17 protein-coding genes are annotated in these 21,347 nt (G+C 60.0%); 12 read left to right on the top strand and 5 right to left on the bottom strand.

Annotation, left to right across the window (positions count from 1 at the left end):
- The first annotated feature begins 18 nt into the window (after positions 1-18).
- From H597_RS32845 to H597_RS0128645, 4 genes are all read left to right on the top strand, one after another.
- A complete protein-coding gene (locus H597_RS32845; protein ID WP_035375460.1) occupies positions 19-405 on the top strand; it encodes a DUF4280 domain-containing protein in 387 nt (128 codons plus the stop codon).
- A 9-nt stretch (positions 406-414) separates the two neighbouring features.
- The gene (locus H597_RS0128655) at positions 415-1,101 is read left to right on the top strand and encodes an EndoU domain-containing protein (RefSeq protein ID WP_083941341.1); all 687 of its coding nucleotides are present in this window, start codon (positions 415-417) and stop codon (positions 1,099-1,101) included.
- A 228-nt stretch (positions 1,102-1,329) separates the two neighbouring features.
- Positions 1,330-2,331, top strand: coding sequence for a hypothetical protein (locus H597_RS0128650; RefSeq protein WP_154668327.1), 1,002 nt, complete (start codon positions 1,330-1,332; stop codon positions 2,329-2,331).
- Between the two features lie 2 nt (positions 2,332-2,333).
- On the top strand, positions 2,334-2,990 hold the full coding sequence (locus H597_RS0128645) for a hypothetical protein (RefSeq protein WP_028105146.1): 657 nt from the start codon (positions 2,334-2,336) through the stop codon (positions 2,988-2,990).
- Between the two features lie 69 nt (positions 2,991-3,059).
- On the opposite strand, the gene H597_RS0128640 is transcribed toward H597_RS0128645, so the two are convergent.
- A complete protein-coding gene (locus tag H597_RS0128640) occupies positions 3,060-4,715 on the bottom strand; it encodes a ShlB/FhaC/HecB family hemolysin secretion/activation protein (protein WP_154668326.1) in 1,656 nt (551 codons plus the stop codon).
- A 30-nt stretch (positions 4,716-4,745) separates the two neighbouring features.
- Positions 4,746-10,613 (bottom strand): YDG domain-containing protein, encoded by a 5,868-nt coding sequence (locus H597_RS0128635; protein ID WP_028105144.1) that lies wholly within the window; start codon positions 10,611-10,613, stop codon positions 4,746-4,748.
- Between the two features lie 547 nt (positions 10,614-11,160).
- Between H597_RS0128635 and H597_RS0128630 the strand changes: the two genes are divergently transcribed.
- A complete protein-coding gene (locus tag H597_RS0128630; protein WP_028105143.1) occupies positions 11,161-11,916 on the top strand; it encodes an SDR family oxidoreductase in 756 nt (251 codons plus the stop codon).
- 59 nt (positions 11,917-11,975) lie between these two features.
- Here H597_RS0128630 and H597_RS0128625 read toward each other — a convergent pair whose 3' ends face one another.
- The 3 genes from H597_RS0128625 to H597_RS33665 form a co-directional block, all read right to left on the bottom strand.
- Positions 11,976-12,662, bottom strand: coding sequence for a hypothetical protein (locus H597_RS0128625; protein WP_028105142.1), 687 nt, complete (start codon positions 12,660-12,662; stop codon positions 11,976-11,978).
- A gap of 68 nt (positions 12,663-12,730) precedes the next feature.
- Entirely contained in the window at positions 12,731-13,393 is a 663-nt protein-coding gene (locus H597_RS0128620; protein ID WP_154668325.1) for a hypothetical protein, read from the bottom strand.
- 29 nt (positions 13,394-13,422) lie between these two features.
- The gene (locus H597_RS33665) at positions 13,423-15,456 is read right to left on the bottom strand and encodes a bifunctional serine/threonine-protein kinase/formylglycine-generating enzyme family protein (RefSeq protein WP_051294182.1); all 2,034 of its coding nucleotides are present in this window, start codon (positions 15,454-15,456) and stop codon (positions 13,423-13,425) included.
- A 369-nt stretch (positions 15,457-15,825) separates the two neighbouring features.
- On the opposite strand from H597_RS33665, the gene tssA reads away from it, so the two are divergent.
- The 7 genes from tssA to tssE all read left to right on the top strand — a co-directional run bounded on the left by tssA (position 15,826) and on the right by tssE (position 21,347).
- On the top strand, positions 15,826-16,809 hold the full coding sequence (gene tssA, locus H597_RS0128610; protein WP_051294181.1) for a type VI secretion system protein TssA: 984 nt from the start codon (positions 15,826-15,828) through the stop codon (positions 16,807-16,809).
- A 78-nt stretch (positions 16,810-16,887) separates the two neighbouring features.
- Positions 16,888-17,400 (top strand): type VI secretion system contractile sheath small subunit, encoded by a 513-nt coding sequence (gene tssB / locus H597_RS0128605; RefSeq protein WP_028105139.1) that lies wholly within the window; start codon positions 16,888-16,890, stop codon positions 17,398-17,400.
- Positions 17,401-17,441: 41 nt separating this feature from the next.
- A complete protein-coding gene (tssC, locus tag H597_RS0128600) occupies positions 17,442-18,935 on the top strand; it encodes a type VI secretion system contractile sheath large subunit (protein WP_051294180.1) in 1,494 nt (497 codons plus the stop codon).
- Positions 18,936-18,984: 49 nt separating this feature from the next.
- Positions 18,985-19,467, top strand: a complete 483-nt coding sequence (locus tag H597_RS0128595; protein WP_028105137.1) for an Hcp family type VI secretion system effector — start codon at positions 18,985-18,987, stop codon at positions 19,465-19,467.
- Positions 19,468-19,501: 34 nt separating this feature from the next.
- A complete protein-coding gene (locus tag H597_RS0128590; protein ID WP_211232099.1) occupies positions 19,502-19,978 on the top strand; it encodes an Hcp family type VI secretion system effector in 477 nt (158 codons plus the stop codon).
- Between the two features lie 19 nt (positions 19,979-19,997).
- Positions 19,998-20,831: a type VI secretion system accessory protein TagJ gene (locus tag H597_RS0128585; protein WP_035375432.1), complete on the top strand. Its 834-nt coding sequence runs from the start codon at positions 19,998-20,000 to the stop codon at positions 20,829-20,831.
- A 3-nt stretch (positions 20,832-20,834) separates the two neighbouring features.
- Complete coding sequence (gene tssE / locus H597_RS0128580; protein ID WP_028105134.1) at positions 20,835-21,347, top strand: type VI secretion system baseplate subunit TssE; 513 nt, start codon at positions 20,835-20,837, stop codon at positions 21,345-21,347.

Genomic DNA, 21,347 nt, shown 5'->3' with positions numbered 1-21,347 from the left:
AAACAGGAGCACGCAAATATGGGATGCCAGGTCTGTGCCGGCGCTGTAATGCAATGCAGTTTTGGCGCCGCACCGGCCACGCTTGCCGTCCTGCCGGCAAACGGTGTGCTTACCGGTACGCCGGCGGGAACGATCATGGACTTTGCGCCGATCGTCAACATTCCTCCATTTGGCGTCTGTTCCAGCCCGTCAAATCCCACTGTGGCGGCTGCAACGGCCGCCGCACTTGGCGTATTGACGCCCATGCCGTGCATACCCGCAACGGTCGCGCCATGGCTGACAGGAGCTCCAACGGTCTTGATCGGCAATATGCCGTCGCTGAATGACAGCAGCAAGCTTACTTGCATGTGGGGCGGCATGATCCAGTTTTCTTTCGCCGGGCAGGCGACAGTCAATATCCCTTAAGGAGCGTCCATGGCAATCGTCAAAGGGGTACGCGTACCGGCACCGGCGATCATTCAGCGGCAGCCAGCCGCAAACGCCGCGCCCAGGGCGGTTCAGGTTCCGGCTGCCTTTACACCATACGGAGAAAGGCCTGGGCTTGTCATTCAAAGAGCGACGGTGAAGAAGTCCAAGTGGAACGGAACTCCCGGGCTTTCCGCAACGGAGAAGAAGGCGCTCAAGAATAAGGAAAAGCTTGAAAAGCACGTCGCCAAAGTGGAGGAAAACAAAAAGCAGGAAATGGAGAAATGCAAGCAATCGGTGAATTTCACGGCGACATTCAATGCCCACGTCTTGCACGGTGAGGCTGCTGGTACAAGCCATTCTGGATACCATTCGGAGAACGTCACCAATCATGCATTGTTCGGAAACTGCAATGTCACGCATGCCGCCGACGGCTACGGCGTTGTCAAGGCCAGCTGCATCATGGCCAACCAGACCAACGCCAAGGGCAGCAGTTTCTTCCCGGCCGGCTGGGATATCGCTCGCATACGGCAGGAAGCCAAACATGCCTATTGCAACCCAGTTGCCAAAGGCGGGATTGCCGGGGCCGGCCCTCTGGCCTGGGTTGGCGCCTCGACAGTAGCTGGACTGCTTATCGGTGGTACCAGCGGCCTGCCGCTCAACACTGCCTTCCCTTCCCATAACGGAAACTTCTAGCGTGCTAGAGCTTGTCCTCGCGCTGAAATTGCGGCGCAAGGTTCAACGCTCCAACGAAATTTAGGTGCTGAGCTCAACAGATTTTAGGTACCAGCACGGATCAGCTGCGCCCGTCATTTCCGTAAAGTTCAACTCATCCCACCGCGCAGTGCGGTGCGAATAAATCGCCGGGGCAGTAGTTCTCCGGCCTTCAAAAAATCTAACGTCCAGAAATGGAGGAGTTTCAAAATGCGAGTCAAGATGAGCGAAGTACCGCTGAAATTACGGCGACGCGCTGCCAACCACCTCGAGTCGATCCGCGGCACCGATATGGCTGCCGGCCACGACCAGATGCGCCTTGGCGATCAAGCCTGTGCGATCTATCGTCCGGACATCGACGGCGTGGCGTATTGGGAAGTGGAAGTGAAGGGCGTCAAAGGCCCGAAAGCGCGCGACCATGCCGGAAAGAGCAGCGGCTTGGGCTTCCTGATGCTGTCCACCGGCGGGCATGACGTGCCAATCCCACATTGGAGCCTGGATACCGAGCCGCCAAGCTACGGCCTGGAAGGCAAGGGCGCCGGCAAGAGCATCGCCAGGATCGTGAAGCTTGATTCGCTGGCATATGCGGCAGAAGACGCCAAAGGCAATTACGCCAGCCACATCGGCCAGTTCCCACCCAAGATCGAAGCCGCTCTGGGCCTCACAGCACAGTCGCCATCGCAAACGGGCGAGTTTCTGGCGCAGCCGGAATTCCGCACCGAGAACGATAACAATCCGCCCAAGCTGCTGTTGGTGAAGAACGACCGCTCCACCAACGGGATCAGGGCATCCGGCTGGAAGGACTGGCATGAGGCGCGGAAGGCCTTCCCCGAAACCTTCAAGCCCCACCTGCAAAAGCTGGCGGAATATGCCCGCGGCCACTGGGAGACGGAAGACCTGATCGACACCTTCGGCGAAGGTATCCATGAGGGGCGTTCGCTGACGGTTCCACTGCTGCAGCCCGGTACCGCGACTATCAGTGGCGAAGGTGCCCGGTTCGTGAAGATGACGATGCACGACCGCAAGGCACCGGCCCTGACGCTGGAAGCACAGGCGTCGGGTGCGAAGAACGAATTGTCGTTCATGCTCGAAATCAAATACACCGACGGCAGCATGGAGACGCTGAACTATTTCATCGTCCCGCGCGGCACCCCATCGAACAAACGCGACGTGACACCACACCTGGTCGCAAACCTGGCAGGAGGTAAATAAACATGGCTTGGACTTATTACTGGGCAGCCGGCGGCACCGGCCAGCAACCCGCATACAACCAGTTCCAGTACGATGGCTGCGCCGTCGGTTGCGGGCCAGTGGCCTGGGCCATGCTGTTCTGCTGGGCCGATTACCAGGCCTCCCACGGCAATGCCTACTGGTCGCCCCGTACCGGCATCTATCGCCAGGACGGCGGCCGCGGCGCTGAAGCGGTGGCGCCCCTGTATCAGGACAATGGCGTGAACAACGTCATCCGGGAAATCAACGAGCAGGTCGATACCTTCTGCTCCTTTGGCTCGGGGGCGACCTGCCCTTGGGATATGCCCGATGCCTGGGAATACCTGAGCGGACGTACTGGCGCCACACTGCAGGCGAACTGGAATTCGCTGGGCATCAACGAAGACGGCCTGCGCGACAAAGCGATTGCGTCGATTGCGAACCGCCATACGCCCGCCATTATCGGTACCGGCTGGCTGAGCCACTACCCGCTCGCTTTCGGCTATGCGACGCAGCAGCGCACCGTCCGCAAGTGCTTCATCTTCTGCTGGAATGAGACGGTGACCGACCGCTTCTTCTACGTCAACGAAGGCTGGGGCGGCGGCGGCAGCGGCGATTGGGTCGAGGCTTCGACCTGGTTCTGTGGCCAGCTGTATCCGTAAGCGTTGAAGGTCCTGCGCATGGCGCGAGGCATAGGCCTTGATGCGCCGGCGCAGGACCGGTTTAATGGTTCAAAAACGATACCCCACGTTCACCCAGACTGTGGTTTGGCTTTCATGCGGTTCGGACCGTGCCGGGCCGCCGACAGTCCGCCGCGCTGCGATCAGCGAGGCGTTGAAGGCGCGATCGTCGTAGCGAAGGCCGAGACCGGCGCCAGCCAGCGTGCGGTGGTTGATTTCGCTGGTCCAGGGATCCCGGTTTGAGGTGATGCGGCCGACATCGTAAAACACGTAGGGCATCAGCGATCCGAATGCATAGCGCAGCTCGACCTGGGCCATTACGCCCGCATCGCCATAGCCTTCGCCACTTGGATAGGCACGTACGCCATTGCGGCCGCCCAGGCCGAATTTCTGCGAAGAGTCAAGGTTCTTGCTGGCCCACTGCGCGGAGATCCGGCCGTATACGTCGAAGTGTTCCGCCACCGATTGAATGCGCGCGAGGTCCAGGTTCACTTTGTTGAATTGGCCGTCGCTGCGCGCCGTCGCACTGTCTGTTGCCAATTGGGCGTCGTCGAGATTCAGGCGTCCGCTGGTCCAGGTCAGCGCACCATACGTGACGCCTCCACGCAGCAGTGTGTCGCGCATATCGAAATTGACGGCCAGTGGAACGCTGTTGCTGAATTTGTCGCTGCCGGTATTGGTCGCGCCCTGTTGGTCGCGCAATCGTTTGTGTTCCAGCATGGCTGACAGCGTGACGTTCCGCCGCTGCGAGCGTACCAGCGGGTAGCTCAGGCCCGCGCTGCTTACCTTGGCCGTGCCGGAAGCATTCAGCGCCGCAAAGCTGTCGGCCAGAGCGTAGTAGGAACGGTTATAGCCTACACGGCCGCGCAATCCCGATGCGCTCAGGGGAATGGCGTAGCTGGCAGAGCCGAACCACATTTGCTCATTGGTGTACATGCCCTGGAATGACAGCTGGTCGCCGAGAGTGAAGGGGCTGTCGATGTCGAGGTTGGCGTGGGCGCGGTTTCGCCCGGTGTAGCGGGTGCCGTTGTTGTCCACTCCAATCTCGCCCGCATAGCGGTGATCGCGCTGAACCTTAATGGCTAGATCGCCTGTGCCGACGTCCTTGCCCGGACGGACCACGGGTGTGCTGCGTACGCCCGGCTGGTCATCGAGGATCAGGGTGACGCGCTCGAGCTGGTGGCTTTCAATCACACTGCCAGGCTTGAGGGGCGACAGGAAACGCTGCGCCGCGGGAGCAAGGTTCTTGTCGCCGTGGGTCGTAATCGCGCCATAGCGGCCTTCCAGGACCTCAATGCGCAAGGAGCCCTGCTGCAAATCCTGTTGCGGCAGGTAGGCGCGCGCGAACGGATAACCCGCATTTCGATAGTACGCCGAAAGCTTGTCGGCTAAGGCGTTCAGTCCAGCGAAGTCGAATGTCTGACCGATTGCGGGACCCAACGCCGCCACGAGCTCCTCTTGCGGAATCAGGCTGTTGCCGCTGATGGTGACTTGCTTCAGTGTGACTGTCAGTCCACCCGGCGGGATAGTGGCGGGTGGCGCCGGTGGCGGCAGAGGAAGCGGCGCCGCGGGAGTGGGTTCCCGCAACGCGCGCTGGCCGTTTTCCTGCAATGATTGGGCGCTTTGCTGCGCCAGGGCCGCCTGGGTGAAGGCGTAAAGAATGGTGGTCGTCAGAATAGTTTGAGCTGGTCTCATTTCGTCCTTCAACGCTGTCGGAGTGTCCAGCCCATTCTATCTTTACTTCTGGTCGTTTGTCGAAGCCTCCGTGTTGGCTGCGGAATCGGATGGCATCTGGATGCCGCCCTTGACTACGAACACGCTCAGGAACTTCACATCCCGCCCAGCGGTCAGGCTTTGGGTCGCAGGCGTGTGCTCGCGGGTGTTGGAACCCGATTGCACATTGCCGGACTCGGTCACGTCAGTGTAGTTCAAGCCACCCACGCCCAAGGAAGGCATCTCCGGCGTCGAACCGCCGACGACTACAGGGTTGGCAGCTTGCGCGGCGATAGCCTTTTTGATTTCGGGCTGCGGCACTGGAGCTGTTGCCGGTGCAGGAGTCGGCTCAGGTGAGGCTACAGGCGCGGGAGTTGCGACCGGGGTCGGTGCCGGCGTGGCCACCGCGACCGGTGTCGGGGTTGGCGTTACGGCTGGAGTACCTTGCGGCACAGTCGGTTGTGCCGGAGTGGATGGAACTTCGGCGGGTGGGACCACCGCCGCGATAATGTTGGCGGTCGTCGCAGCGTTGCCGGTAATACTGTAGTTGCCGGAATCATTGCCGGCCAGAGCCAGGTGGCTCACATTCACGGTGATGCCGTTGGCTGCATTGGCTTGGGCGAAGCGGGCTGTCGCGGCGCTGCCGTTGATATGAACATCATCTCCAGTGATGACACCCGCCAGGGTTCCGGTGGAAGTCAGGGTGGCCGCAGTTCCGCCATCTTCGATTTTGTTGGCTGCGCTAACTCCGGTCACAGCCAATGACTTAGGCAGGATCGATGCCGTGATGCCGGTTGGCATGGTCACTTGGTAGTTGGATGCCAGCCCAGTGCCGTCCGCAAGGGTGAGGCCACTCACGATTACCGATTTGCCGGTAGCGGCGTTACGGTCCGCAAATGCGCCGGTCTGGCCGGAGAAGTTCAAGGTCTCCGATCCCACCAGGCCATTCAGGGAGCCGCCGGTCAAGGTTGCAGCCGTGTTGGCGTCGTAGGTCTTGTCGGAAGCAGCCATACCGACGACGGTCAGAGTTTTGCGGGCAATGGAGGCCGTGGTGCTGGCCTGGCCGGTGATGGTGTAATTGCTTGCATAGGCGCCGCCATAGCTGCTCGAGATATTCACGGCCTTGCCATTGCCAGCATTGGCATCAGCGAATGCACCCGTTGCGCTCAAGTTGATCGACTCGCCAGCCACCAGGTTCGAGAAAGCGGCGTTGTTCAAGTTCAGTTGTGCTACGGTGTTGCCGTCATAAGTCTTGCCCGTGGCGGTGATACCGGAAACGGTCGTCGCGCGCGGAGTGATCGAAGCGGTCAGTCCGGTTGGATTGCTGATGGTGTAGTTCGAAGCCAGGCCGCTGCCGTCGGACAGGGTCAGGCCGCTTACGCTCACTGCTTTGCCGTTGCCGACATTGCGGTCGGCGAACGCGCCGGTCTGGCCGGAGAAGTTCAGGCTTTCCGAACCAACCAGGCCGTTCAGGGTGCCGCCGCTGAGGCTTGCGCCGGTGCTGCCGTCGTAAGTCTTGTCGCTGGCGGACAGACCGGTCAGTGTCAGCGCTTTGCGGGCGACGGAAGCTGTGGTGCTGGCCTGGCCGGTGATCGTGTAATTGCTCGCATAGGCGCCGCCATAGCTGCTCGAGATATTCACGGCCTTGCCGTTGCCAGCATTGGCATCAGCAAACGCACCGGTTGCGTTCAAGCTGATCGACTCGCCGGCCACCAGGTTCGAGAAGGCCGCGTTGTTCAGGTCCAGTTGGGCGGTAGTGTTGCCGTCATAGGTCTTGCCGGAAGCCGTAATGCCGGAAACGGTCGTGGCACGCGGGGTGATCGAAGCGGTCAGTCCGGTTGGGTTGCTGATGGTGTAGTTCGATGCCAGGCCGCTGCCATCGGACAGGGTCAGCCCGGTTACGGTGACCGCTTTGCCGGTGCCGGCATTGCGGTCGGCGAACGCACCGGTGTGACCGGAGAAGTTCAGGCTTTCGACACCTACCAGGCCGCTCAGCGTGCCGCCGCTCAGGCTTGCGTTGGTACTGCCGTCGTAGGTCTTGTCGCTGGCGGACAGACCGGTCAGGGTCAGCGCCTTACGGGCGATGGAAGCGGTGGTGCTGGCCTGGTCGGTGATGGTGTAGTTGCCCGCATAGGCGCCGCCATAGCTGCTGGAAATGCTCACTGCCTTGCCGTTGGCGGCATTGGCATCAGCAAACGCGCCGCTTGCGTTTAAATTGATCGACTCGCCAGCCACCAGATTCGAGAAGGCCGCGTTACTCAACTCCAGTTGGGCGGTGGTGTTGCCGTCATAGGTCTTGCCCGAAGCGCTAATGCCGGAAACGGTCGTGGCGCGGCGAGTGATCGACGCGGTAAGGCCGGTGGGATTGCTGATAGTGTAGTTTGATGCCAGGCCGCTGCCATCGGACAGGGTCAGACCGGTCACGGTCACCGTTTTGCCGTTGCCGGCATTGCGGTCGGCGAACGCGCCGGTGTGACCGGAGAAGTTCAGGCTTTCGGCACCTACCAGGCCGCTCAGCGTGCCGCCGCTCAGGCTTGCGTTGGTGCTGCCGTCGTAGGTCTTGTCGCTGGCGGACAGACCGGTCAGGGTCAGCGCCTTACGGGCGATGGAAGCGGTGGTGCTGGCCTGGTCGGTGATCGTGTAATTGCCTGCGTAGACGCCGCCGTAGCTGCTGAAGATATTGACTGCCTTGCCGGCTCCTGCATTGGCGGTGGCGAATGCGCCGGTAGCGGACAGATTGATCGATTCGCCAGCCACCAGGTTCGAGAAGATGGCGTTGCTCAGATCCAGTTGCGCCGTGGTGTTGCCGTCATAAGTCTTGCCTGACGCCGTAACACCCGAAACGGTCGTTGCACGCGGCGTGATCGATGCCGTCAGCCCGGTGGGATTGCTGATGGTGTAATTCGACGCTGAGCCACTGCCGTCAGACAGTGCCAACCCGCTCACCGTCACTGATTTCCCCGTCCCCGCATTTTTGTGTGCGAACACGCCAGTCAGTCCGGAGAAACTCAGGGTCTCGGAGCCGACCAGGCCGCTGAGCGTGCCGCCGCTGAGCGAAGCGTTCGTATTGCCGTCGTAGGTCTTGTCGCTTACGGACAGGCCCGTCAGCGTCAGGGCCTTTGCGCTCACCGACGCGCTGTTACCGGCATTAGCCGACGTCAGGCCGGGGAGGGCGTAGTTCGATGCCAGGCCATTGCTGCCATTCGCCAGCGTCAGCGCGCTAAGGTAGCTGGCGCCGTTCACATTGGCGCTGTTTGCGGTCGCGCCGCTGTAGTTCAGGTCTTCGCCGGCTACCAGGTTGCCGAAGGTGACGTAGCCGCTCATGCTGGTATTGCCGTTATAGGTCTTCGCGGCGGATACCGTCAGCGTACGCTGCGTAATGCTGGCCGCAGCGCTGGCCGAGGTGCCGGACAAGGTGTAGTTGCCGGCATCCGCGCCGCCAAGGCTGATATTGCTGATGTTGACGATGTAGTTGCCAACGTCCTTGCTGCCAAACGAGCCGGTGCCGCTCAAGGTCACGCTGTCGCCCGCAACGACGCCGGTGGTGGATACCGCTGCGGAAGTGGAGCCGTCATAGACCTTGCTGGCGGCAGTTGGCGTCAATGACTTCGGAGTGATCGTGTAGCTGCCGGTGTTGAAATAGCCGACCGCGTAGGTGGTGCCGCCGCTGGCGTAGCTGGATGGGTTGTTGGCATCACCGGTGAGGGTGACATAGGTGCCTGCATTTTTGCTGCTGGTGGTGTAGGCCACGGATGGCGACAGCGACGAAACAGAGAAGCCGCTTGGACCGCCCAGCGACGAGAAGCTCAAGCCGGTGGCGGTGCTGTTGCCGTCGTAGGTCTTGGTGCCGTTTCCGCTTTGGATCACATACAGCGGAGCGGTCGCCATGCTGACAGCCTGATAGCTGGCGTACAGGTAGCTGTTGTTCGAGCCCGGAATAACCAGGGTCCCGCAATTAGGATAAGGCGAAGCGCAGTCCGACAATTGCGGCGCCTGGGTGTAAGCCGACAATTGCGGCGCGCCGTTCACGAACACCAGCCAGCTGGCGACGGAAGGACCCTGGAACACGATGCGCGCGCGGCTACCGTAAGATACCAGCCCGATCGCGCCTTGGTCCAGGTTCGCCTGCGTCGCGCCGGAGGTGGAGTTGACGGCATTCAGCAGCATGCCGCCACCGGTGGCGCTGCCCACCGTGGTCAGGGTGTTCGAGGAGCCTTCGAAACCGACGCCGAAGGTCTTGATCCCGCCGGTGCTGACGCCGGTGATGAACAGGTTGCCGGTGCCGGACTGGATGGTGGCGTTGGACATGATGTAGATGCCGCCAGTGTTCGCGGAATAGCTGCCGTTGTTCGAGCCGACCAGCGATTTTCCGTTGATGATAATGTTCCCGCCTTGCGAGAGAATCGATTTGGCGCGTTCCACAACTACGCCGGCGGTGGTATTGCTCGAGTTCAGGGCGTAGCCGATGCCATTGACCGCGGTGCCGTTGGCGCCGCCGATCATGATATTGCCGCCGTTGGAGTTCAGGTTGGCGTTGATGTCGATACCGCCCACGGTGGCGCCGGCCGCATTGGCCGCGCTCAGGGTCACGCCGAGTTTGCCGACCGTGGAAGTGATGTCGGCGTTGACCGCGATATTGCGGTCCGCGCGCAGAGTCAGCGTGGCATCGCCGCCGCTGCTTTTGGTGATGGCGCTGGCGACGGTGATATCGCCGCTGCCGCTGCCCGTGGCGCCGTAGCTGGAGTTGCTGGATTGGGTGGTGACGGTGACGCTGGTTCCCAGGTTCAGTGCACTGACGATATTGCTCGCAGCGCTGGCATCGATCGTATAGTTGTAGGGGTCGATCAGCCAATGACCACCTTGGCCGTGTGCCGCGCTGGCGTCCATCTGCACGGCGCGGGAAGTCGCCACGTCGGAAGCCGAAGTTTCGATAAAGCCGCCGTTACCGCCTTGTGGAGCGCTGGCATCGAGGCGGCCCGCAATATCAATGCGTCCATGTTCCATATCGCCCAGCAGCAGAATCTGGCCTTGTTCGCCGGATGCCATCGTGCGGGCCTGAACCAGGCCGGTGTTGTTGATCACGGTGCTCACCAGGTCGCCGGCGGCTTTCGCCGTCATCAGCACAGTACCGCCATCGGCGCGCACTGCGCCGCCATTCTCGATCAGCGCATCGATGGCGCCTTTCTGGATCTGCAGCTTGATAGGCCCGCCCAGGTCCAGCATGACTTCGCTGCCGGCGCCAATCAGGACATTGCCACGTTCGGCGGAAATGTCGCCAACATTGCTCACACGTGCCGCGACCAGCGCCACGGTGCCGCCATTGGCTGCCTTGATATTGCCCTGGTTGATCACCGCATTCGCGCTGGCGCCTTCCAGTTTGTAGTTACCGGACATGAAGTCCTGGTTGCTCATGTTAAGGGTCGAGGCGAGCAGGCCGCCGACATTGACTTGCGCGGTAGGCGAAAACAGCACGCCGTTCGGATTCAGCAGGAACACCTGGCCATTCGCCTTGAGCGCACCCTGGATCTGCGATACATCGGTACCGGTCACGCGGTTCAAGGCGACAGCGCTGGAAGAGGGCTGTACGAAGTTGACGCTATTTCCTTTACCGATGGAGAACGAATTCCAGTTGATCGCCATCCTGGCGCCGCCCTGGTTGATCGTCATCGTGCCGCCTTGCTGGGCGATATTACCCTGGCCGGCGACAACCACGCCGCCGGTCGGCAAGTCGGCTGAATAGGCCGCCGCACTCGCGAGTGTTGCGCTCACCACAGCCATCGCGCGCCGCGCGGCACGGGTACGCTTGGCCTTGCCTTGCGAGCCACCCAGTTCCGAACGCACTTGCCAGACGCCCAGGCAAGCATTCCACACGACTCTGAAAATCTGGTTCATAGCGCTACCTCATATCGATGATGTCAGGTGACCCGGCAAACGCATACTGATGAAACGGTGCCAGACTGGACAGCAGGATTCAGGGCTGTGAAAGTTGTCGCAGGGAGCGACTGTTCGGTGCGCGGAGGCGGGGCGTCACCAGGAGGAGCAAATTTCTGTAGGGCAAGCTGATTCTACATAAGTGCTGCAGTTTTTGATCGGCAAGATCAACAAATAGTCAGTTACGTTGGTTAGAGGCGTCAGCTATCAACCGAGTAGTGTTGCTTTGGCATTTGGCTGAGCGCTTGACCGCGACTTGGCATCTCGACTAGACTGCCGTCCGTGGCGCGCTCTAGCGCTACCGTAGGCGTTACCGTCATCCAACGCGTCCAATTCGGCAGGAGCCCAGCAGGGCAGTTCCGACGACCCACGACGCCATCAAGATGACCGCATATTCCTGCCGTTCCGGGCTCACGCCCATCAGAACATTGACATTTCAAAACCACAGTTTTCATGCGGACCAGGTTCGTGGGTTTTCAATCAACCGACTTACCCCATGGACCCCTCTATGAAAATCACAGGCAACACCATTCTCGTCACTGGCGGAACCAGCGGCATCGGCCGCGGGCTGGCAGAAGCCCTTCATGACCGCGGCAACCGCATCATCGTAACCGGCAGGCGGCAGGCGCTGCTGGACGAAATCATGGCCGCGAGGCCCTGCATTACAGGTTTGCCGCTTGACGTAAACGATGCCGGCTCGCTCGCGCAGCTGTCGATCCTGCTGCGCGAGCGTTTCCCTGCGCTCAATGTGGTGATCGCCAACGCCGGCATTTCGCGTGCCGAAGACATGGCATCCGACAGCTGGACTTCAGCCGATGCGGAAGCCATTGTGCAGACAAATATTCTGGGAGTTGTGCGTATCGCTGCTGCCACTTTGCCGCTGATTAAAGACAAGCCGGATGCAGCCTTTCTCGCGACCAGTTCGGCGCTCGCCTTCGTCCCCCGCGCCGATTTTCCTGCCTACTGTGCCAGCAAGGCCTTCCTGCACTCATGGCTGCAATCGCTGCGGCACCAAATGCGGCGCTTTCCGGTTGAAGTACTCGAACTGTCCCCACCGTATGTGCAAACGGAGTTGACCGGCGCGGCGCAGGCCAGCGACGCGCGCGCGATGCCGCTGCAAGACTATATTTCAGAGGTGCTGCAGATACTCGAAGGGGGAATAGCGCCACGCGGCGAACTCCTGCTGGAGCGTGACCTGGCGCGGCGCTGGGCAGAAAGGGACAACCATTACGACGCGATATTCAATGTCATGAACGCGATTTAAACAGCTGGGAAACGCCTGTTCACCAGGCGTTTAGGAGTTCCAGATCGACGTTTGAGCGTCTACAGGCTTGCGTTAATCGATGTTTCGAGAAGGTAGTTTTTATCGGAATGATCGCGGCCCCGATCTGTCGTGGCAGGCGTCCGAGGCGAGCTATCGATCCGGCTTACACCTGTTTCTGGGAACAGAATCGTCATTCCCTTTTTTGTGCAGAAGCGCAAGGCCGGCTTTTGTATATCGTACTGAATCCATGGATTGCTCTTGATTGCCGGATTACAGAGAGTGACGTTGTGGGTTCCGATTAATCTCTCGCGGGTAAAAATCTTGACACGCATGTCGACGAATTCGTCGTCGACTTTGCGCTCCTTGCAACTCTCTCCGGTCCGGCATTTTTCCCAGTGGCTTGCCGGATACATGGTTAGGCCGATCCAAAGCTTTTTATCTTCGCTGTAAATCAAACGTTGGATGCGATCCATCCCTCCGCTTCGATTGGCGGTAAGGAAGGGAAGCTCCGTCGACGCTTCATCGCCAATTTTCACGAAATACCGGAAATCGGACGCTTTAACGGAATCCCGCAGGCCTTCAGGAGTAAAAACGCTGTCGACGTAATTCGTCCGCTCCAGGATGATCTGCGTTGGCGCACCTCCGCCCGAGGAGTAGATCACTTCGGGCGCAACGGTGCTGGTGCGAAGCGGGGCACAAGCAATGAGAACAAACGGAAAAAGGAAACAGGCATACTTGAATTTCATGCGGTCGACCTGGGTACGTGCTTAAGCGATGGGCGCCATGATAACAGGTGGAACGCTGGAAGCCGCGATCACAGGGACTCTGGCGGAACAGGTATTACCGTAATGCGCTTGACGGTAATGACGACGTCCTGGTACATGCTCTTGTAGTTCTTGTCCTTGCCCTCGGCGTTTGACAATTCTGCGAGCGAGAAGTCCTTGCTCCCGAAATACTGGTTCTGTGGCGAGATCGGAATTTGAACGAGTTTAGGTAGTGAGCGAACCATCTTCTGGCGCTTGCCGGCGCACGCCGCGGACTGGCAGATCTGAATCTCGATGTAGTCGACTACGGTATCCAAAGTCACCGTATAGCTACCTACGGAAAGCCGCGCGGGTTTTTTAGGCTGCTGCGTAACGGTCAGTCGCACGCGCTCCCCGCGCGGCGGTTTCTGGAGATCGAATACGCCAATCGAATTTTGACGAGGTTTCAGGCCAATGCTGGCTTCGTCGATCCGGAAGACATTGAAATAGCTCTTCTGCATGGAAAGAAGGCGCTGTGTTTCCTCTTCCATCTCTTTGGCGGTATTGACGGTCGGCTTGATTTCTTCCGCTGGCGGCGGGACTGTTGCGGGCATCGGCACCGATTCTGCAGCTGCCGGTTTCTTATTGGCGGCTGGCGGGACTGGCTCCAAGACCGAGCACGCCGCAAGCAATGTGGTGAGAACGACGGTCAGGGTGTAATGCGTGTGTTTCATCTTTCCCCTCGCTGATACTGGTTTCTGGCTTAGCGGGCGATGCGGAAGCCTACTCTGGGATCGGAGTTGGCGCGATCATCCCAGGTGCGGGCGGAGGGGCGAACGTCGGCCTCGGTCGAATCATACGCCCCGCCTTTTTGCACCTTTTTCCTGCAGGCGGCGCTTTCGCCGGCATCGCGTTTTGTCGGCGCATCGGCGTGGCTGCCATACCAGCAATCGTCCACCCACTCAAAAACATTCCCGACCATATCGTAAAGGCCATGGTTGTCCTTGAAGCTGCCCACTGGCGCCGGGCCCGAGATCGGAAGGTGACTGCCGCATTGTCCGCAATGGGCGTTGTCCTGGCCTACGGCATTTCCCCAGGGATAGGCCGCACTTGCGCCGGCGCGCGCTGCGTACTCCCATTCCTCCTCGGTAGGCAGGCGATAAGCGATTCCGGTCTTGCCGGATAGCCAGCGGACATATTGCTGGCTGGCGTCCCAGCTCACTTGCGTAATGGGCAGATTCACCGAGGCGGTTGGCGGAGTTTTGACTGCAGGGCAGGCGCCATCGCTGACACACAGTTGCCATTGCTCGATGCTGACTTCATATGCCGCGATGCTGAACGCGGCGATCTTCCTCGTGACGGCCCCGAACTCCTCCCCGGCGGCGCGCATATCGCCTGGCATGGCTCCCATCCGGTAATCTCCCGCTGGAATCTCAACCATCACAGGGCAAGCCGGCGTTCCATCACCGAGCTTGAGTGTACAAACTGGCGCAGCTGGCGGCGAAGGCGGCGCTACCACTTTGGGTGGCGCGACTGGAGCCGGCTTCACAGCCGCTTGGACATTGGGCTTCGGTTTCGATGCCGGCCAGAACAAGGCGGCAGAGAGAATGGCAAGAACGCCAGCTGCGCCGGCAAATTTCAGGGGACGCTGCCAGTTCGGCTTACCGTCGTAGTCAGTGGCAGCGTATTCGGCAGGCTGCTGCGACAAAGCAGCTGGTCGCGCAACCGGCACGATTGTCGCCTCCGAGTCGCTAGGCAATTCCCGGGCGGCGCTGCCGGTCCTCCGTCCCGAAGTAGATGCAACACGATCCGCTTGAGCTTCGGGAATGGGAACAAAAGGCATGGAAACTGGAACGTGCACGACTGGTGCGTCGAGGCCGAGCATCTCGCGGAATTGGCTCACGCTTTGCGGTCTATGTTCGGGACGCAAGTTCAATGCAGCATCGAGTGCTTCGAGAACCTGCGCGCTGTAGCGATCCTTGGCGCTGACAGCGAGCGGCACGATCGAGTCGGACAACAGGCGCGACATCGCGGCGGGGGGAACCGACTCGGTGATGATGTAATACGCGACCGATGCCAGCGCATACAAGTCGGTCCAGGGCCCATGGCTGATGTGGTTCATGTCGCCATACTGTTCGATGGGCGCATAGCCCGGCTTCAGGATGACGGTGAGGGTTTGTGTCGCATCGCCGATGACATGGCGCGCGGCGCCGAAGTCCAGCAGGAGAGGCGTACGCCCATCAATCATCAGGATATTATCCGGTGCGATATCCCTGTGATAGCAACGTTTATCATGCAGCACCTGCAATGCATCGAGGATCTGGCCGAGGAACTTCTTCAGCCATGCCTCGTCGGCGAACGGCGTCCGATCGTGCTTCAGCATCTGTTTGAGCGTCGGCGCATCGTAGAACGGCATCGCCATATAGCCCGTTCCGTTACCCTCCCAGAAGCGATACACCTTGACCAGGGACGGGTGGTCGAACTTGGCCAGCAGCTGCGCTTCCTTGACGAAACTTTGCAATCCAATCCTGAAAGCTTCGGCGTAGTGCTCGGACAGTATGGTGACATGGGTGTTGTCCTGGCGACCCGCGAAAGAGACCGGCATATATTCCTTCACCGCCACGTCGCGCCCGAGTGAATGGTCGTAAGCGCGGTAGACGATACCGAACCCGCCCTGGCCAACGACGCTTTTGATCTCGAACTCCGCCAGCATCGTGCCGGGCGTGAGCGCATGCGGCGACACGCGGCCTGGGCGAAGCAAGGTCTGTTCATTGGCGCTGAAAGACGGGTCGTTCATGTCGCTCCTGGTTTTGAAGGAAACGCTTACCGATAACGAATGCTGTCGATTTACTCATGCTCCTTATTTCGAAGTATAACGATTAGTCGCTGGTCTGGTGCAGGAAAAATTCAATCAAGGCGCAAGGCGGGGAGCCTTATCTGGAAGGCGGTATGGGAAATCGGTCTTTCGTTTTTTAACGGAAATTCCATTGGCGCGCACGTTACAAAGCGAGAGATTTGAATGATATTTCGGAGATAAAATTGTAGAAGACGCCATAGTTCTTGCGCATCGATTTCGCGAGGAACCGCGGCCATTGCGGCCTGTCAAGACAGTGCCGATCCACCCGGGGACGTATCAGTTGAACGTGGAGGTTACTGCGTGCTTGATATGAATGAGTTGCTGGCGGAGGTAAGTGAAGATCCGCCATGCGGACCATACCTTGAATACGATCCCCTGTACCAGGAACTTGAGCGCATTGCAGGTGGCAAGGCGGAACAAAGGCTTGGGGACAAGGTGGTACCTGCCGAACCTCCCGACTGGTCGGAGCTGATAAGCAAGTCACTGAATCTCTTCTCGCGTACGAAGGATTTGCGTGTTGCAGCGCTATTGACGCGCGCTCTGGTGCGCACCGAAGGCATCGCTGGGCTGGACGAGGGGCTCTGCCTCGTTCGCGCAATGCTGGAACGCTACTGGGATCAAGTCCATCCACGGCTTGAAATTGAAGGCGAGCATGATCCAGCGGTGCGCATGAACACGCTCGCTTCGCTGGCTGACGGCAGTGCCCTGTTGGCCGACGTGCGCAACGCCTTGATCGTTCCTCCCGGCCCAATGGGGCGCGTCAGCGTGCGGGACTTGCTGATCGCGATGGGTAAGTATAAGGCGGTATCCGGGGAGGTCACGCCGGCGATGGGACAGATATCGGCAGCTATCGCCGTCGCCGCTTCGAAAGACCGCAGCGTCTTTGAGGATGCGCGCCGCGCCATCGAATCCACTGATGCAATCCGCTCGCTGCTGCTGGACAAGGTCGGGCAGGGGTTAGCGATCGACCTCGCCGCCTTGCGTGAGATGCTGAAGTACGTCGTATTGGCCTACGACGAGGCGATGGGCGGTGCCGCGCCGGCGGAAGGCCAAGGCGAAACAGAGCAGGGCGCAGTCGTTGTGCCGGGCGAAATCCGCGATCGCGAAGATGCCATTCGGCAGCTGGAAAAGATCTGCCTTTTCTTTGAAAGGACTGAACCTGGAAATCCTGCGCCTTTGCTGATTCGCCGTGCACAGAGGCTGATGAACAAAAGCTTTGTGGAAATCATCCAGGACCTGGCACCCGACAGCTTGGGCCGTATCCAGGACATCGCAGGAGTGAAGAAGGGCTAGTTGCGTCTTTTTGTGTACCGGGAGAGCGGTTCCAGCTTGCGGACGCTCAATGTTTTGGCTTTCCATGTAGGAGCAGTCATGGCAAAAGACAGCAGTCAGAAGTTCATCGCCCGCAATCGTGCGCCGCGCGTACAGATCGAATACGACGTGGAATTATATGGGGCTGAGAAGAAGATCCAGTTGCCGTTCGTGATGGGGGTGCTGGCGGACCTGTCCGGCAAGCCGGTCGAACCATTGGCGCAGGTGGACGACCGCAAGTTTCTGGAAATTGATGTCGATAATTTCAATAGCCGCATGAAGTCGCTCAAGCCGCGTGTGGCTTTTCAGGTACCGAATACGCTGACCGGCGAAGGCAATATCAGCGTCGATATCAGCTTTGAAAATATGGACGACTTTTCGCCGGGCGCCGTCGCCCGCAAGACCGATGCATTGAACAAATTGCTGGAGGCGCGCCAGCAGCTTTCAAACCTGATGACCTATATGGATGGCAAATCCGGCGCTGAGGAGTTGATCTCGAAGGTGCTGAGCGATCCTGCCTTGCTCAAATCCCTGGCGTCGAGCGCGAAGCCGGCTGATGGCGTCGCAAGCTGAGATTCCCCCAATTCATGCGGTCTTTTACCGGAGCTACGGAAATGCCAGATACCGAACTGATAGCCGAAAAAACGGATAGCGTCGCCCTTGCGGAAAGTGAGTTTGCCTCCCTGCTGCAAAGGGAATTCAAGCCGAAGAGCGACGAGGCAAAATCCGCCGTCGAAGAGGCCGTCCGCACGCTGGCGGAGCAGGCGCTCGCCCAAACCAGGCTTGTCGGCACTGACGTCCTGAAATCGATCGAGGCGATCATCGCAGCACTCGACGAAAAGCTGACCGAGCAGATCAACCTGGTCATGCACCACCCGGACTTCCAGAAGCTGGAGGGCACCTGGCGTGGCCTGCATTACCTGATCAACAACACCGAGACCGACGAGATGTTGAAGATCCGCGTGATGAACATCACGAAGTCGGAATTTGGGAAAACGCTGAAGCGCTACAAAGGCACGAAGTGGGACCAGAGCCCGCTGTTCAAGAAGATTTATGAAGAGGAATATGGCGTATTCGGCGGTGAGCCGTTCGGCTGCCTGGTGGGGGACTTTGCCTTCGACCACAGCCCGCCCGACGTTGAACTGCTTGGCGAGATGGCCAAGGTGTCCGCCGCCGCGCATGCTCCCTTCATCGCCGGGGCCTCGCCGACCGTGATGCAAATGGACTCCTGGCAGGAGCTTGCCAATCCGCGCGACTTGACCAAGATCTTCACGACGCCGGAGTACGCGGCTTGGCGCTCCCTTCGCGAATCGGAGGATGCCCGATATATCGGCCTGGCCATGCCGCGCTTCCTGGCCCGTTTGCCCTATGGCGCCAAGACCTCTCCGGTCGAGGAATTCGACTTCGAAGAGGACACGGGCGCAGCTGACCATAGCAAATATACCTGGACCAATGCCGCCTACGCGATGGCGGTGAATATCAACCGCTCGTTCAAGCTGTATGGCTGGTGCTCCCGGATTCGCGGCATTGAAGCGGGCGGCTCGGTCGAAGGCTTGCCTGCCCACACGTTCCCGACCGACGATGGCGGCGTCGATATGAAATGCCCGACCGAAATTGCCATCAGCGACCGGCGCGAGGCCGAACTGGCGAAGAATGGCTTCATGCCCCTGGTCCACCGCAAGAATTCGGATTTTGCCGCCTTCATCGGCGCACAGTCGCTGCAAAAGCCATTCGAGTATGACGATCCGGATGCGACCGCCAATGCCAACCTGGCCGCACGTCTGCCTTACCTCTTTGCCTGCTGCCGCTTCGCGCATTACCTGAAGTGCATCGTGCGCGACAAGATCGGCACCTTCAAGGAGCGCGAAGATATGCAGCGCTGGCTGCAGGACTGGATCATGAATTATGTCGACGGCGACCCGGCGCATTCTTCGGAAAGCACCAAGGCGCGAAAACCTTTGGCGGCAGCCGAAGTGGTGGTTGAAGAGGTGGAGGGCAATCCAGGCTATTACACCTCGAAGTTTTCGCTGCGTCCGCATTTCCAGCTGGAGGGATTGACCGTTTCGCTTAGCCTGGTTTCCAAACTGCCATCGGCGAAGGCGGCGTAAAGCAAGTACTGAACTGGAACGCAAACTCACTTACTCAAGGAGAAAGGCCATGGCTGTCGATATGTTTTTAAAGCTGGACGATATCAAGGGCGAGTCGCGCGACGACAAGCATAAGGACGAAATCGACGTGCTGGCCTGGACCTGGGGCCTGAGCCAGTCGGGCACCATGCATTCGGGCGGCGGCGGCGGTGCGGGAAAAGTCGCCGTGCATGACCTGAACCTGACCAAGTTCGTCGACAAATCCTCGCCCAACCTGATCATGGCCGCATGCAATGGCAAGCACCACAAGGAAGCCCAGCTGACCATCCGCAAAGCCGGTGAAAAGCCGCTGGAATACATCAAGATCACGATGAAAGAGGTCCTGGTCTCTTCCATCGAGACGGGCGGCAGCGGCGGCGAAGACAGGCTGACGGAGAACATCCGGCTGAATTTTGCCGAATTCAAGATGGAATATACGCCGCAGAAGTCCGACGGTGCGGGCGAAGCGGCGGTGGAAGCCGCCTGGCATATCGCGAAGAACGTGAAGGCCTAGCGGCCGGACGGGAGGGCAGATGGCGCAAGGCGATATGTTCCTGAAAATTGATGGCGCCCGGCAGGGGGCCATCAAGGGCGAGGCGCAGGATTGCTCGCACAAGGACGAGATCGATGTGCTGGCGTGGTCCTGGGGCATGGAGGGCAATTACATGCACGGGCAGGCAACCGGGAAAACGGCGGTGCGGGACCTGAAGGTGTCGAAGCGCGTGGACCGGGCCAGCACCGCCTTGATGGCGGCGCTGCGCAGCAATGAGGTACTGAAGGAGGCGGTGCTCACGGTGCGCAAGGCCGGGGGCGCCAATCCGGTCGAGTACTTCAAGATCTCCATGGCAAAGGCGCGTATTTCCGCCATCAATGTGCAGTCAAGTCCGCCGGGCGAGTTCGCCGAACTGACCGAGGAACTGAGCATTGCCTTCAGCAAGCTGGTGGTGGAGTACAAGCCGCAAGGCGCCGACGGCGCGGGGCGCGGCAGCACATCGTTCGAGATGGATATTTACGAGGGCCAGTAATGATTTGGAGCTTAGCCTCATGAGCGATAGCCTGGATGCCGAACAAAGCATGCGCGACGGGGATCCGGCCGTCGCCCTGCAACTGTTGCAGGAATCGGTGCGACGGAACCCGGGCGACGCCAAGATGCGTATTTTTCTGTCCCAGCTCCTGCTTGTGCTTGGCCAGTGGGAGCGGGCGCTGACGCAGCTTGGCGTCGCGGCGGAACTGGATGCCGCGGCACTGCCGATGGCGCAGATGTATGGCGCTGCCATCCGCTGTGAAGCCCAGCGTGCGCGCGTATTCGCCGGCAGCGCCGCGCCGTTGGTCTTCGGCCAGCCGGATGCCTGGCTGGCACTGCTGATCGAGTCCTCGCTGCATGCCGGGCGCGGCGAAATGGAGCAGGCGGAAAAACTGCGTGACATGGCATTTGAGCGGGCTCCCGCATCCAGCGGAACGGTCGACGACCAGCCTTTTAACTGGATTGCCGATGCGGATCCACGCCTGGGCCCGGTACTCGAGGCCATCATCAATGGAAAATACTATTGGCTGCCCTTTTCCAATCTCAGTGAAGTGGTGATCGAGGCGCCGCAAGACTTGCGCGATGTGGTCTGGATGCCGGCACATTTCGCATTTTCCAATGGTGGGGAAGCAGTCGGGCTGGTGCCGACCCGCTACCCGGGATCCGAACTGTCCTCCGACAGCGCGCTTCTGCTGAGCGGCAAGACCGATTGGCATGAAGTGGCACCCGGCATGTACCAGGGCCTTGGCCAACGTATGCTTGCCACGGACACGGGCGAGCTGCCGCTGATGGATATACGCCGCATCGCGATCGATGCGCAGGCAAGTTCCGCAGGCACGCAAGGAATGGGATAGCACATGGGCGACCTTACGCCGCAAGTACGGCTGCAACCGGGCTTGCTGGACCGCCTGGTGGACGAATCGCCGGAAAACAAGCAGGACGCGCATGGCGACCGCCTGCTTGGCAAGGAGCGCTTGCGGGCGGCGGTCCTGCGTGATCTTGCCTGGCTGTTCAATGCGGTGCGCCCGGGCCGCGACGCCGGGCTGGCGGGCTATGAGCACGTGCAGCGTTCCGTAATCAATTTCGGCCTGCCGGCGATGTCCGGCGAAACGGTGTCGACCCTGGACCTGGTCGGCATGGAGCGCAATATCCTGCAGGCCATCCTCGATTTCGAGCCCCGCATCATCCCATCTTCGCTGGAAGTGCGGGCGCTGTCGCTCGATTCCATACTGGACCAGCATAATATCGTGCGAATTGAGATCCACGGCGATTTGTGGGCGCAGCCCGCGCCGCTCGAACTGTGCCTGCGCACCGATGTCGATCTCGAAACGGGTGTGGTGGAATTGCAGGACCTGGGTAAAGGAGGCTGA

Origin of the sequence: Pseudoduganella violaceinigra DSM 15887 (assembly GCF_000425385.1) — a bacterium.
Classification (GTDB): Bacteria; Pseudomonadota; Gammaproteobacteria; order Burkholderiales; family Burkholderiaceae_D; genus Rugamonas; species Rugamonas violaceinigra.
Note: the sequence above shows the minus strand (reverse complement) of the source record. Positions and strands in the feature narration are given on the sequence as shown.